At 68.8% G+C, this 12980-nt stretch carries 12 protein-coding genes and 6 tRNA genes; 8 read left to right on the top strand and 10 right to left on the bottom strand.

What is annotated here, in order from left to right; translation table 11 throughout:
- The first annotated feature begins 119 nt into the window (after positions 1-119).
- On the top strand, positions 120-1001 hold the full coding sequence (locus CEG14_RS20825; protein WP_094828330.1) for an HlyC/CorC family transporter: 882 nt from the start codon (positions 120-122) through the stop codon (positions 999-1001).
- Positions 998-2668: an apolipoprotein N-acyltransferase gene (gene lnt / locus CEG14_RS20830; RefSeq protein ID WP_094828331.1), complete on the top strand. Its 1671-nt coding sequence runs from the start codon at positions 998-1000 to the stop codon at positions 2666-2668. The genes CEG14_RS20825 and lnt overlap by 4 nt, the downstream gene beginning before the upstream one ends.
- An 18-nt stretch (positions 2669-2686) precedes the next feature.
- Here lnt and CEG14_RS20835 read toward each other — a convergent pair whose 3' ends face one another.
- Positions 2687-3862, bottom strand: a complete 1176-nt coding sequence (locus CEG14_RS20835) for an SEL1-like repeat protein (RefSeq protein ID WP_094828332.1) — start codon at positions 3860-3862, stop codon at positions 2687-2689.
- Positions 3863-3997: 135 nt separating this feature from the next.
- Positions 3998-5002: an aldo/keto reductase gene (locus CEG14_RS20840; protein WP_094828554.1), complete on the bottom strand. Its 1005-nt coding sequence runs from the start codon at positions 5000-5002 to the stop codon at positions 3998-4000.
- Positions 5003-5461: 459 nt separating this feature from the next.
- Between CEG14_RS20840 and CEG14_RS20845 the strand changes: the two genes are divergently transcribed.
- The 4 genes from CEG14_RS20845 (at position 5462) to gph (ending at position 6863) form a co-directional block, all read left to right on the top strand.
- Positions 5462-5537, top strand: a tRNA-Ala gene (locus tag CEG14_RS20845).
- A gap of 27 nt (positions 5538-5564) precedes the next feature.
- Positions 5565-5640, top strand: a tRNA-Glu gene (locus CEG14_RS20850).
- Positions 5641-5687: 47 nt separating this feature from the next.
- Positions 5688-5764: transfer RNA gene (locus tag CEG14_RS20855), tRNA-Asp, on the top strand.
- A 433-nt stretch (positions 5765-6197) separates the two neighbouring features.
- A complete protein-coding gene (gph, locus tag CEG14_RS20860; protein ID WP_094828555.1) occupies positions 6198-6863 on the top strand; it encodes a phosphoglycolate phosphatase in 666 nt (221 codons plus the stop codon).
- Between the two features lie 204 nt (positions 6864-7067).
- Here gph and CEG14_RS20865 read toward each other — a convergent pair.
- The 8 genes from CEG14_RS20865 to CEG14_RS20900 all read right to left on the bottom strand — a co-directional run bounded on the left by CEG14_RS20865 (position 7068) and on the right by CEG14_RS20900 (position 9861).
- Positions 7068-7144 (bottom strand) — tRNA-Asp (locus CEG14_RS20865).
- Between the two features lie 52 nt (positions 7145-7196).
- Positions 7197-7272: transfer RNA gene (locus CEG14_RS20870), tRNA-Glu, on the bottom strand.
- 27 nt (positions 7273-7299) lie between these two features.
- Positions 7300-7375: transfer RNA gene (locus CEG14_RS20875), tRNA-Ala, on the bottom strand.
- A gap of 324 nt (positions 7376-7699) precedes the next feature.
- A complete protein-coding gene (locus CEG14_RS20880) occupies positions 7700-8296 on the bottom strand; it encodes a TetR/AcrR family transcriptional regulator (RefSeq protein ID WP_094828333.1) in 597 nt (198 codons plus the stop codon).
- Between the two features lie 140 nt (positions 8297-8436).
- Positions 8437-8751 carry a DUF4148 domain-containing protein gene (locus tag CEG14_RS20885; protein ID WP_094828334.1) on the bottom strand — a complete coding sequence of 105 codons (315 nt, stop codon included), beginning with the start codon at positions 8749-8751 and terminating at the stop codon, positions 8437-8439.
- Positions 8752-8788: 37 nt separating this feature from the next.
- Positions 8789-9103 carry a DUF4148 domain-containing protein gene (locus CEG14_RS20890; RefSeq protein ID WP_373454219.1) on the bottom strand — a complete coding sequence of 105 codons (315 nt, stop codon included), beginning with the start codon at positions 9101-9103 and terminating at the stop codon, positions 8789-8791.
- 61 nt (positions 9104-9164) lie between these two features.
- Complete coding sequence (locus CEG14_RS20895; protein WP_373454220.1) at positions 9165-9479, bottom strand: DUF4148 domain-containing protein; 315 nt, start codon at positions 9477-9479, stop codon at positions 9165-9167.
- Positions 9480-9555: 76 nt separating this feature from the next.
- Complete coding sequence (locus tag CEG14_RS20900; protein WP_094828558.1) at positions 9556-9861, bottom strand: DUF4148 domain-containing protein; 306 nt, start codon at positions 9859-9861, stop codon at positions 9556-9558.
- A 1129-nt stretch (positions 9862-10990) separates the two neighbouring features.
- Between CEG14_RS20900 and bioB the strand changes: the two genes are divergently transcribed.
- Complete coding sequence (bioB, locus tag CEG14_RS20905) at positions 10991-12040, top strand: biotin synthase BioB (protein ID WP_094828335.1); 1050 nt, start codon at positions 10991-10993, stop codon at positions 12038-12040.
- A gap of 17 nt (positions 12041-12057) precedes the next feature.
- On the top strand, positions 12058-12921 hold the full coding sequence (locus tag CEG14_RS20910) for an EamA family transporter (RefSeq protein ID WP_094828336.1): 864 nt from the start codon (positions 12058-12060) through the stop codon (positions 12919-12921).
- Positions 12922-12980 lie beyond the last annotated feature (59 nt).

Here is a 12980-nt window from a genome sequence, read left to right on the forward strand (position 1 = left end):
GCGCAGGACGCGCATATCGGCGCGGATCGGGTCACGTTGGGGACGCGTTCGCGCCGTCGTTACAACTATGTCTGCAACTTGGGTTATGCTGGGTTTTTAGAAACGAGTCCATTTGGACGATGTCCGACCCCTACCCTGCTGCCGACGCGCCCGCCGCGCGCTCCACCAAACCCACCAAATCCCTGCTCGACCGCCTGCTCAGGCTGGTCCGGCGTGAGCCCGAAGACCGCGAGGGCATCAAGGCGGTGCTCGATGCCGCCCACGACCGCGCCCTGCTCGATGCCGAGTCATACACCATGTTGAAGGGCGCGCTGGCCGTGTCCGAGCGCACCGTCGCCGACATCATGGTGCCGCGCTCGCGCATGGATCTCCTCGACGTGGCGCTGCCGCTGCCCCAGCTGCTGGCCACCATCGTCGACACCGCGCACTCGCGCTTTCCCGTCTACGAAAACGATCGCGACAACATCCTCGGCATCCTGCTCGCCAAGGACCTGCTGCGCGTGATGCAGGATCCCGGGCTGGAAGTCCGCTCGCTGATCCGCCCGGCCGTCTTCATCCCCGAGGTCAAGCGCCTGAACGTGCTCCTGCACGAGTTCCGCGCCAGCCGCAACCACATCGCCATCGTCATCGATGAGCATGGCGGCATCTCGGGCCTGGTCACCATGGAAGACGTGCTCGAACAGATCGTCGGCGACATCGAAGACGAATTCGACGAAGACGAAGAAGAATCGATCTTCCCCGAAGAGGAAAACCAGTGGCGCCTGCTGGCCTCGACTGACATCAGCCACTTCAACGAGACCTTCGGCACCGCGCTGCCCGACGACGAGTACGACAGCGTCGGCGGCTGGCTCGGCGGCGAGCTCGACCGCATCCCGCGCCGCGGCGACAGCGCCGAGTTCGATGGCCTGAAGATCGAGGTCATCCGCGCCGATCCGCGCCGCGCCCTGTGGCTGCGGGTCTACCGCAAGCCCGCCGCGGCGAGCGCCGACACGCAGGCATGACGCGCCCCGCCTGGTTGCGCCGGCCCGCGGCCGGCACGCTGCGCGGCGCGGCCTGGCTGGCCGGCGCCGGCAGCCTGCACGCCCTCACCTTCGCGCCGGGCCCGCTGCCGGCCTGGTCGCTGGCCCTGCTGCAGATCCTGACCCTGGCCGTGGCCGCGCACGCCACGCTGCGCGCGCCCACGCTGCGCGCCGCGCTGGCACGCGGCTGGTGGTTCTCCTCCTTCAGTTTCAGCATCGGCCTGTACTGGCTGTTCGTCAGCATGCATCGCTACGGCGGGCTGTCCGCGCCGCTGGCGGTGGGCGGCGTGCTGGCGCTGTCGCTGTTCCTGGCGATCTTCCCCGGCCTGGCCTGCGCGATCGCGCGCTGGTTCTGCCCGCCGCGCGCGCTCGACGGCGTCAACGCGCAGGCGCGCCAGGCACTCTGGGCGGCCGCGACGTGGGCCGCCTGCTGGGCCTTCTTCGAGTGGCTGCGCGCCACCATCTGGACCGGCTTCCCCTGGCTCAACATCGGCTATGCCCACGTCGACGGTCCGCTCTCGGGCTGGGCGCCGCTGCTGGGCGTGCATGGCATGGCGCTGTTCGCCGCCTTCGCCGCCGCCGCGCTGGCCGGGCTCTGGCACGCCGAGCGCGCCGATGCCGGCGGCCTGCGCTTCGATGCGCGCCATGGCCTGGCGTTCGGCATCGCGCTGGTCATCGTGCTGGCCGGCTGGCCGCTCGGCATGATCGCGTGGTCGCGCGCCAGCGGCGACCCTATCACGGTGCGCCTGGTGCAGGGCAATGTCGAGCAGTCGCAGAAATTCGATCCGGCGCTGCTGCAGCAGAACCTGCTGCGCCATCTCGAGCTCGCGGCCCTGCCGCCGGCCGAGGGCGTGCCGCGGCCGCAGCTCATCATCCTGCCCGAGACCGTGCTGCCGGTGTTCCAGGACCAGCTCGATCCGCGCGTCTGGGACGCCTGGCGCGAGATCGCCGCGCGCCAGCAGGCCACCATCGCCATGGGCGTGCCGCTGCACACCCGCGGCGCCGATGGCCGGCCGAGCTACACCAACAGCGTGCTGGGCTTCGACGGCAGCACCAGCGCCGCGCAGCTGGCCGCCGGCACCACCGCGATGCGCTACGACAAACAACACCTGGTGCCCTGGGGCGAGTACGTGCCGCCGGGCTTCCGCTGGTTCGTCGAGATGCTGGACATCCCGCTGGGCGACTTCGACAGCGGCGCCGCACGCCAGAAGCCCTTCGCGGTGGCCGGCCAGCACATCGCCTTCAACATCTGCTACGAAGATCTGTTCGGCACCGAGCTGCTGCCCGCGCTGCAGCCCGGCCCGAATGGCGAGGCGGGCGCCACCATCCTGGCCAACGTGAGCAATCTGGGCTGGTTCGGCGACACCTGGGCGCTGCGCCAGCATCTGCAGATCGGGCGCCTGCGCACCATGGAAACCGCGCGTCCCATGCTGACCGCCACCAACACCGGCCTGACCGCCGCCATCGATGCCCGCGGGCGCGTGGCCGCGCAACTGCCGGCGCACCAGCCCGGCGTGCTGCCGGTGTCGGTGCAGGGCATGACCGGTCTCACGCCCTACACGCGCTGGGACGACAAGCCGGCGCTGGCGCTGATGGGCCTGGTGCTGATCGCCGCCGCCGGCCGCGGCCGCTACAACCGCCGCACCTGAGCGCGGCCCCGGCCGCCCTCAGCGCGGCGCGGCAGCCACCGCGTCGCGCGTTTCGGCATCCACCCGCTCCAGCATCTGCGCGCCGCCCGGCGCGGCGCGCAGCGCGTCGGTCAGCCGCTCGGCCCGTTCGCGTTCGGCCGGCGTCATGTGCGCGGCGACATCGTCGCGATAGGCCTGCATCTCGGCATCCGGCGAGGGCGTCGCGCCGATCAGGGCATAGGCGGCCGGCAGGCTGCGCGGCAGCGCGCGCCCTTCGGCATACATCACCCCCAGCGCGTACGTGGCGCGCCGATGGCCGCGCGCCACCGCCTCGCGCCACAGGCGCACGGCCCGCGCCTCGTCCAGCGGGGCGCCTTCGCCATTGGCATACATCGCGCCGAGATTGAACAGGCCCGGCGGGTGACCCTGTGCGGCCGCACGGGCGTACCACTCGCGCGCCTGGTCGAGATCCTGCGCCACGCCGCGGCCGAAGTCGTATTGCTCGGCCAGATGCTGCTGCGCCTCGGCGTAGCCCTGCTCGGCGCCGCGGCGGAACCAGGCCACGGCCTGCGCCGCGTCTTTCGGCACGCCCACGCCCTCCAGGTAAAGCCGGCCCAGCGTGTCCTGGGCTTCGGCATGGCCCTGCTCCGCGGCACGGCGCAGCCACTGCGCGCCCTGGGCGCTGTCCTCGCCCACGCCGCGTCCGGTGAGATAGAGCTCGCCGAGCCGGTTCTGCGCCTGCGCATCGCCCTGCTCCGCCGACCGGCGCCACCATTGCGCGGCCTGCGCCTCGTCGCGCGCCACGCCGAAGCCCTTGAAGAGCATCGCCGCAAGATTGTTCTGCCCCTTGGGCAGGCCCTGTTCGGCGGCCTGGCGGAACCAGTTCACCGCCTGCTCGGGGTCGGTCGGCCCGCCCCGGCCCTGGGCGGCCATCACGCCGAGCTCGTTCTGCGCATCCGCATTGCCCTGGCGCGCCGCCAGCGTGAGCCAATGCAGCGCCTGGGCATCGTCGCGCCCGTTGTCGAAGTAATACGCGCCCAGGCGGTATTGCGCCAGCGCGTCGCCGGCCTCCGCGCGGGCGCGGCCGCGCTCGGGCGTGTCGGCCTCCTGGTCGACCGCGCTGCTCGCGGCGGTGTGATCGTGTGGCGCGGGCTGGGCGAATGCGGCCGGGCCGCAAGTCAGCGCCAGCAGCAGCCATGCCGTGTGTCGTCGCATCGGGATCCCTCTTTGCAACGCCGCCCGCGCGGCGAAGCGCGGACGGCAGACTCGATGCAGGGAGGGTAGCAAAGCGCGCCCGCGCGCTGGCCGCGCAGTCGTTACGGCATGCTGCGTGGCGTCAGCGCACGTGACTCAGGCGAGCAGATCGTCGGGCAGCGCGCCGTCTTCGGTCGGGCGAGCGGGTCCGCTGCCCGCGCCACTCAGGCCGATCGCATCGGCGATCTCTTCCATGTCGTCGGAATCCAGCTCCAGCGAGGCCGCGCCGATCCAGCCATCGACCTGGGCCGGACTGCGCGCGCCGACGATGGCGCCGGTCACGCCGGGCCAGGCCAGCGTCCAGGCCACGGCCACCGCCGCCTGCGTGGTGCCATGGCGTTCGGCCACCGGCTTGAGCGCGTCGGCGAGCGCCAGGTTGCGCGCCAGTTGCGGCGCCGTGAACTCGGCGTTGCGCGAACGCCAGTCGTCGCCGCCCAGCCGCGCCGCCCGGGCCGCATCGAAGGCGCCCGACAGCAGCCCCGATTGCATGGGGCTGTAGACGATCACGCCGGTGCCGTGGCTGGCGCACCAGGGCAGCACGTCGGCGGCCGCGTCCCGCTTGATGGCCGAGAACGGCGGCTGCAGGCTGTCGACGTGTCCCAGGGCCTCGGCGGCCTGCAAGGCCGCCACCCCATGATTCGACAGCCCCACCGCGCGCACCTTGCCCTCGCGCTTGAAGTCCAGCAGCGTCTGCCAGTAGAGCTCGATCGGCGTGCCGTCGCCGGCGGGCCAGTGCATCTGGTAGAGGTCGATGCAATCGGTGCCCAGTCGTTTGAGCGACTGTTCGAGTTCGCGCCGCAGGCTGTCGGGCGCGCCGGTGCGGCGCGGATTCGCCATGCGGTCCTTGGCGGACCAGGTAAGGCCGCCCTTGGTGAACACATAGGGCCGCTCGGCGGCGCCCAGCGGCGCAAGCGCCTGGCGCACCACCTCCTCGGAATGACCCAGGCCGTACACGGCCGCGGTGTCGATCCAGTTGACGCCGCGTTCGACGGCGTGACGGATCGCACGGATCGAATCGGCGTCGTCCTGCGCGCCCCAACCGACCGCCCAATCGCCGCCGCCCACGGCCCAGGCGCCAAAGCCCACGCGCGTGATGTGCATGCCCGTGCGGCCGAGCTCGCGCGTCATGAATCCGGTACTGGCCACTTCCACCTCCTTGCCACCAGGCGTTGCGCTGCAGCCGCGCAAAGAAATGCTGCACTGCTGCCCTGCCGGCATCGCCGCGCCGCGGTTGCGCCGTGTGCGAGGCTTGCGCAGGGGTCTGCGCAGGGCGGCACGCGGCGGTTTTTTGCGGCACCGGCCCGCAAGCGAATGCGGGGGACAGGGCAGCAAATACTGTACCCCACCACTTTTTTTCAGTTTTTTTTTCACGCCGACTTGCACAGGCCCTGAAAGTTGTGCATAATCTCGTTTCTTCGCCAACGACGCGAAACAAAACAAAGCGGAAACGCTGATCGGGCACCCAGCCAGAGCAGATTCGAGGCCCAGTTTTGTGTAGCGGCGGACAGCAAACGATGCCTTGCGGATGACACCGCGAATCATCAGATGATGTCGGTATTCGGGGGTATAGCTCAGCTGGGAGAGCGCTTGCATGGCATGCAAGAGGTCAGCGGTTCGATCCCGCTTACCTCCACCACCATAAGCGAAGAAACTGTTAGTCCATGTCCCCTTCGTCTAGAGGCCTAGGACATCACCCTTTCACGGTGAGTACAGGGGTTCGAATCCCCTAGGGGACGCCAGCTTTTCCTTGAAGAGATCTGGCTCGGTAGTAGTAATACGCCGCTGCGGAGCGGTAGTTCAGTTGGTTAGAATACCGGCCTGTCACGCCGGGGGTCGCGGGTTCGAGCCCCGTCCGCTCCGCCACCATTCGAAAGAAAAAAAGCCACAGCTCAGCTGTGGCTTTTTTCTTTTCCGGATCCGGATCGTGTCCGCATCGCCCGCTGCCGTATCATCCTGCCGGCCGCCCGTCGCCTTGCAGGCGCTGCCGCTCGGCCTGGGGCTGCAGGCGCGCACACCTGACGGCGGCCACCCATCGCGCGGCGCACCTCGCGACAACCCTGCACGCGGCCGCTAAGCTTGCGGACTCACGCTCCGATTGCGGCGCCACGCCGCCCCACCCCGTGAAACCCTGCCCGCGACCGCCGCCGCGCCCGCCCCTGCATCCGTCGCAACCGCCGTCGACACACCTGTCGGTGCACCTGCCGCCGCGCCTGTCGCCGCTCCAGCCACCGCACGTGCCGCCACGCCTGCCGGCGCACAGGCCGCCGCGCTCGCCGGGGCGCTCGCCGGGGCGACCATCGCCTTCGACCTGGACGGCACGCTGGTGGAGTCCGCGCCCGACCTCGTGGCCGCCGTGAATGCCGCGCTCGCGCCGGACGGCCTGCGGCCGCTCGAATACGAAGAGGCCCGCCCCTACATCAGCCGCGGCGCGCGCTGGCTGCTCGAGCACGCGCTGACGCTCGCCGGGGTGGCGGACCCGGCCGGCGAGGCCGCCGCGCGCTTCGGCCGATTTCTCGCGCACTACGGCGCGCACGTCGCCGACGAGAGCCGGCCCCATCCGGGCGCCATCGACGCGCTGGCCCGGCTGCAGGCCGCGGGCGCGCGGCTGGTGGTCTGCACCAACAAGCCGACCGGCCTGTCGCGCGAGCTGCTGGCCCGCCTGGGCATGGACTCGTTCTTTGCGGCCGTGGTGGGCATCGATGCGGTGCGCGCGGCCAAGCCGGATCCGGCACACCTGATCGAAGCCGTCGGCGCCGTGGGCGGCGACCTCGCGCGCACGATCATGGTGGGCGATGCGGAGCCCGACGCCGGCGCGGCCCGCGCGGCCGGCGTGCCCCTGATTTTGGTGGACTTCGGCTACACCGAAATTCCCGCGGCCGAGCTCGCGCCCGACGTCCTGCTGCATCATTTCGACGCGCTGGTGCCTGCCTGCCTGGCGCTGCTCGAGGGCGCCTCGCGCTGAGCGCCGCGCGGCCGAGGCTGCGGCAAGCAAAGCGCGCGGAAACGCCGCGGCGGGCGCGCAACGCGTGGCCCGGGTGGCCTGGGTGGCCCGGGTGGCCTGGGTGGCCTGCCACTCGCGCGCACGATCCAACACCCGGCACGCGAGTGCCGGGCGCACAAAAGCAAAAAGCCACAGCATCTGCTGTGGCTTTTCACTTTCGAATGATGGCGGAGCGGACGGGGCTCGAACCCGCGACCCCCGGCGTGACAGGCCGGTATTCTAACCAACTGAACTACCGCTCCGCAGCGGCGTATTGCTACAACCGAACCAGGCCTCTGCGTTGGCAGGCAGAGCTGGCGTCCCCTAGGGGATTCGAACCCCTGTACTCACCGTGAAAGGGTGATGTCCTAGGCCTCTAGACGAAGGGGACACTAGTACTTGCTATCGTTCGTTGAAGTGGTGGAGGTAAGCGGGATCGAACCGCTGACCTCTTGCATGCCATGCAAGCGCTCTCCCAGCTGAGCTATACCCCCACGATCCCGAGTCATCTGCGCCTACCAGCCTCGACAGGGATCGCTCCGTGCCGCTGCTCGTCGTCGCTTCAAATTCGCGTTTCGTCGAACGGGGCCGAATTATGCATCATTTTTTGAATGCGTGCATGCACAGGCGGTTTTTTTTCGAATATTTTTCGTTCGCTGCGCAATCACTGCGCAAAAGTGCCTGTTTCAAGCACTCGCGTGCGCAAGCATTGCGCAGCACGGCGGGTCGTCGCCAAACAAAATACCCCGTGACCGCGTGGCCGCCGGGGTATGTTGCGCGCGCAACCATCGGCCGCGCGCAAGGTGCGGCAAGCGGAATCAGCCGCCGTGGGCGTGACCGTCGCACTCGACGTAGATCGCGCCCACCGCCTGGCACAGGCGCGGCGACTCATGGAACAGGCGCGCGCTGATGAGGCAGCCCTGCACGGTGGCGAACACCGAACGCGCCGCGACCTCGGGCGTGCCGGAAAACTTCAGCGTGCCCTGCTCCGCGCCTTCGCGCAGCACGCGCGCCAGCCAGACTTCCTGGGCGCGGAAAAAACCCTGCAGCGCCAGGCGCACCTTTTCGGGCAGCGAGTTGACCTCGGCCGCCAGCATGCCGCCCAGGCAGAGCTGGTCGCCGCCGCCACAGGCGTGGGACTCGAGCAGGCGCAGATAGGCGTCGAGCTGCTCCTGGGCGGGCAGCGACGTGTCGATCGCGCGGATCGATGCCAGGGCGCCCGAGCTGTAGGCCTCGACGGCCTCGAGCAGCAGATCGTCCTTGCACGGAAAGTAGTAGTGGATGCTGGACGTCTTCACGCCCACGTGATCAGCCAGGTCGCGATAGCTGAAACCATTGCAACCACGCGTGCGGATCAGGGTTTGCGCGTGCGACAGCAACTGGTCGCGCGTGTTGGTTTGGGTTGGCGTATCCATGGCTGAATTTTACCTACAGGTAGATCGGGATGCATCGGGAATAACCACCGGTGTCGCGCATCCCATGACCCGCGCGCACTTTCCGTCCCTCAAGGGGCGGCTGGCGCGCGGGTTTTCTGGCGACGCATCGGCGGCCCGGCTCAGCCGGCCACGGGCGGGTAATCCAGCTCGCCCGAGCGGGTCAGCCCGGCGTGGCGCGCGGCCTGCAGGTCGTCCCGGACCGCGGCGCGGCTGGCGTCGCCGGAATCGGCGTAGGCCGTGACCGGATACTCCTGCTCGCCGGAGGCGAGTTGGCCCAGTGCACGGGCGGCTTGCAGGTCGGCCTGCACATCGGCGCGGCTCACGGTGCTCACGCTGGTGTCGGCGGGCGGCCAATCCAGTTCACCGGCCTGGGCGCTGCCCAGATAGGCCAGCGACGCGAAGACGCCGGCGGCGAGAAGACTGAGGGCTTTCATGTCTGGCTCCTTTTCACGGGTAGACGGGACGCGGCGTTCAGCCGGCCACGGGCGGGTAGTCGAGGTCGCTGGTCTGTTCCAGGCCGGCGGCTTGGGCGGCGTGCAGCTGCTCGCGCACTTGTTCGCGGGTCAGTTGCGTGGCGGCTTGCTGGGCGACGGGCGGGTAGCCGAGTTCGGTGGTGCTGACCAGGCCTTGCGCGCGGGCGCCCTGCAGGTCGGCCACGACCTGGGCGCGGGTCAGGGTGCTGGCCGAGGTGTCGGCGGGCGGCCAATCCTGTTCACCGGCTTGGGCGGCGCCAGCGAAGGCGGCGGTGGCAACGAGGGCGGCGGCGAGGGTCTTGATGGCGTTCATGATGTGTTCCTTTCAGGGTTCGGGTGCAACGGGTTCAGGGCAGTGTCGAATGGGGTGGCGTTCAGCCGGCCACGGGCGGGTAGTCGAGGTCGCTGGTCTGTTCCAGGCCGGCGGCTTGGGCGGCGTGCAGCTGTTCGCGCACTTGTTCGCGGGTCAGTTGCGTGGCGGCTTGCTGGGCGACGGGCGGGTAGCCGAGTTCGGTGGTGCTGACCAGGCCTTGCGCGCGGGCGGCTTGCAGGTCGGCCACGACCTGGGCGCGGGTCAGGGTGCTGGCCGAGGTGTCGGCGGGCGGCCAATCCTGTTCACCGGCTTGGGCGACGCCGGCGAAGGCGGCGGTGACGGCGATGGCGGCGGCGAGAGTCTTGATCGAGTTCATGGTGGTTCTCCGTTCGTACTATCTATCTGTAGATAGGTATTCAGTGAAATAAAAAGGCGGTTCTCGGGGCGGCGGCTCAGCCGGCAACGGGCGGATAGTCGAGTTCGCCCGATTGGTCCAGACCGGCGGCCTGGGCGGCGTGCAGTTGCTGCTGGACCTGTTCGCGGGTCAGCCGCGTGGCGGACTGCGCGGTGACGGGCGGGTAGGCCAGTTCGGCGGTGGTGACCAGGCCTTGTTCGCGGGCGGCCTGCAGATCGGCGACGACCTGGGCGCGGGTGACGGTGCTCACCGAGGTGTCGGCGGGCGGCCAATCCTGTTCACCGGCTTGGGCGGTGCCAGCGAAGGCGGCGGTAACGGCGATGGCGGCGGCGAGGGTCTTGATCGAGTTCATGGTGCTTCTCCAGTTTCGGTATGATTCGGTTCGGTTTGTTATCTACTAGTAGATAGATAACTCGGGAAATAAAAAAGGCGATGTGCCTTGGTACTTCGGGTGCTGCCAGGGGTAAAGCCTTGCTGCATGAATCTTGGGGTACGTCATCCGCGGCATCTTGCGGTCGTTTTCGTTCTGGGTCCTGCGGTACGGCTGTGGTTCTCTGTCTGGGTACGGCGGTGTTGCTGTGGTTCTCTTTCTGGGGTCCTGCTTCGCTGTCGCGTTTGTCGTTTGCTTCAGCGTTGAACGAATATTACCTACCAGTAGATAGATAACCCAAGCCCTTATTTGCATCTTTATGTAACGCTACCTCCCGCCCTTCCCCAACAAAGGTGTCAGACTGCATTTTTTCCAGGAGCCGCCAGTGGAAAAAAGGAGTCAGACTGCATTTTCTCCAGGGCCAGCGCTGGAAAAGGAGTCTGGGAAAAGGAGTCAGACTGCAATTTTCCCCTGGCCGCTCTGCCCTCGCCGAACACCGCGCTGACGACGGGACTTTCGAAAAATGCAGCCTGACACCTTTGTTTGGGGGCATGGTCCCCACCCCGAAAAAGGAGTCAGACTGCATTTTTGCCCCCGCTGCTCGGCCATCGATCCGCCGCGCGTTCGCGACGGGACGCCCAAAAAAATGCAGTCTGACACCTTTGTTTGGGTCGCTCAAAAAATGCAGTCTGACACCTTTGTTCTGGGTGCCGCGGTGCGGGAGCGGCCCTGTCGAAAATGTAGTCTGACACCTTTGTTTGGGGCGGGTGGCCCGCGGGGCGTCGTGGCTTTGCTACACCGGGGCTGCGTGGAAAGGGCTTGAGACGGCTCGGACCTGCGGGGAATCCCTGGCGAAATCGCCGAATTTACATAATGAAACAACATTCTGCGCCCCGGGGCGTCGGCGAAGATGGCGGCGGGTTGGGCGAGCGCGGAGGGCAAAATCGCCCAAATCCTTTGAAGCCCGTCTAACATTGCCGCAATTTCGGCCTTTGCGGGCCGATTGCGCGCAGGCACGGGGCTTCCTACGATCGGGCCGACGCGGCGAGCACATCACGCCGAGCCATTGCGTCCCGCCCCCCGTTCTTCTGGAGCCCGCCCCATGCAGACCGCCTTCATTCCCCTGCCCGAACGCCGCCCGCCGGCCCCCGCCGGCGCCTGGTCGCGCGACGACATCGAAGCGCTGTTCGCCCTGCCCTTCCCGGAGCTGCTGCACCGCGCCCAGACCGTGCACCGGACCCACTTCGATCCGACCGAGATCCAGCTCTCCAGCCTGCTGTCGATCAAGACCGGCGGCTGCCCTGAGGACTGCGCCTATTGCCCGCAATCGGCGCATCACGACACCGAGCTCGAGGCCGACAAGCTGATGCCGCTGGCCGACGTGGTGGCCGCGGCGCGCGCCGCCCAGGCCAATGGCGCGCAGCGCTTCTGCATGGGCGCGGCCTGGCGCAGCCCCAAGCCGCATCACCTGGAGCAGGTGGCCGAGATGATCAGCGCGGTCAAGGGCCTCGGCCTGGAGACCTGTGTGACGCTCGGCATGCTGGCCGACGGCCAGGCCGAGCAGCTGCGCGAGGCGGGGCTGGACTACTACAACCACAACCTCGACACCTCGCCGGAGTTCTACGGCAAGATCATTTCGACCCGCACCTACCAGGACCGCCTCGACACGCTGGAGCGCGTGCGCGACGCCGGCATCAGCGTGTGCTGCGGCGGCATCGTGGGCATGGGCGAGACCCGCCGCGAACGCGCCGGCCTGATCGCGCAGCTCGCCAACATGGATCCCTATCCCGAGTCGGTGCCGATCAACAACCTGGTGCAGGTCGAGGGCACGCCGCTGGCCGGCATCGACCCGCTCGACACCTTCGAATTCATCCGCACCATCGCGGTCGCGCGCATCACCATGCCGCGCGCCCGCGTGCGGCTCTCGGCCGGACGCGAGACCATGAACGACGCCGAACAGGCGCTGTGCTTCGTGGCCGGCGCCAACTCGATCTTCTATGGCGACGTGTTGCTGACCACGGCCAATCCGCAGGTCGACGCCGACAAGCGCCTGCTGGCGCGCCTGGGCCTGCGGGCCGAGGGCGCGGGCATGGCGCCTTCCCTCGATGCATCACAACCGGGCCCCGCCTGCCACGAACGGCAGCAGGCCTGATTCCGGAGAGCAAGACCATGAGCGCAGGTGTGAGTTTGCTGCTGGCCAGCGTGCTGTGCAGCGTGACCGTGGCGGTGCTGCTGAAGCTGGCGCGCCGTTTCAATATCGATGTGCGGCAGGCCATCGCCACCAACTACGCCATGGCGGCGCTGTTGTGCGTCCTGCTGCTCAAGCCCGACCTGGCGCGCTTCCAGTGGGCAGGCCCGGAACTGGCGCTGCTGCTGGCGCTGGGCGTGCTGATGCCCAGCGTGTTCGTGGCGATGGCGCGTTCGGTGCGCTACGCCGGCATCGTGCGCAGCGACGCGGCGCAGCGCCTGTCGCTGTTCATCGCGCTGCTGGCGGCCTTCGTGCTGTTCGGCGAGGCGATCACCGGCCGCAAGCTCGGCGGCATCGCGCTCGCCTTCGCCGCGCTGTTCTGCGTGCTGCGCCGTCCCAAGGACGCCCCCGCGCACGACGGCCCCGCGCATGCCGCGTGGCTGTGGCCGCTGGCGGTCTGGGCCGGCTACGGCACCATCGACGTGCTGTTCAAGGTGATGTCGCGCGCCGGCAGCGCCTTCACCGGCACCCTGCTGCTCACCTTCCTCCTGGCGGGCATCCTGATGACGGTCTACCTGGTGGCGGTGCGCACGCGCTGGGAGGCGCGCAGCCTCGCGGCCGGCCTGCTGCTGGGCGTGCTGAACTTCGGCAACATCTACACCTACATCCGGGCGCACCAGTCGCTACCCGACAATCCCGCGCTGGTGTTCGCCTCGATGAACATGGGCGTGATCGCGCTGGGCACCGTGGTGGGCGCCCTCGCCTTCCGCGAGAAGCTCTCGAAGCTGAATCTGGTGGGCCTGGCGCTCGCGCTCGCGGCCATCGTGGTCATGATGCCGCGCTGAGCGCGACGGCGATCCCGCGCGTCCGACCCAGGGCCGTTGCCGCGAGGCAGCGGCCCTGT

The organism is Bordetella genomosp. 1, assembly GCF_002261335.1.
Classification (GTDB): Bacteria; Pseudomonadota; Gammaproteobacteria; order Burkholderiales; family Burkholderiaceae_B; genus Bordetella.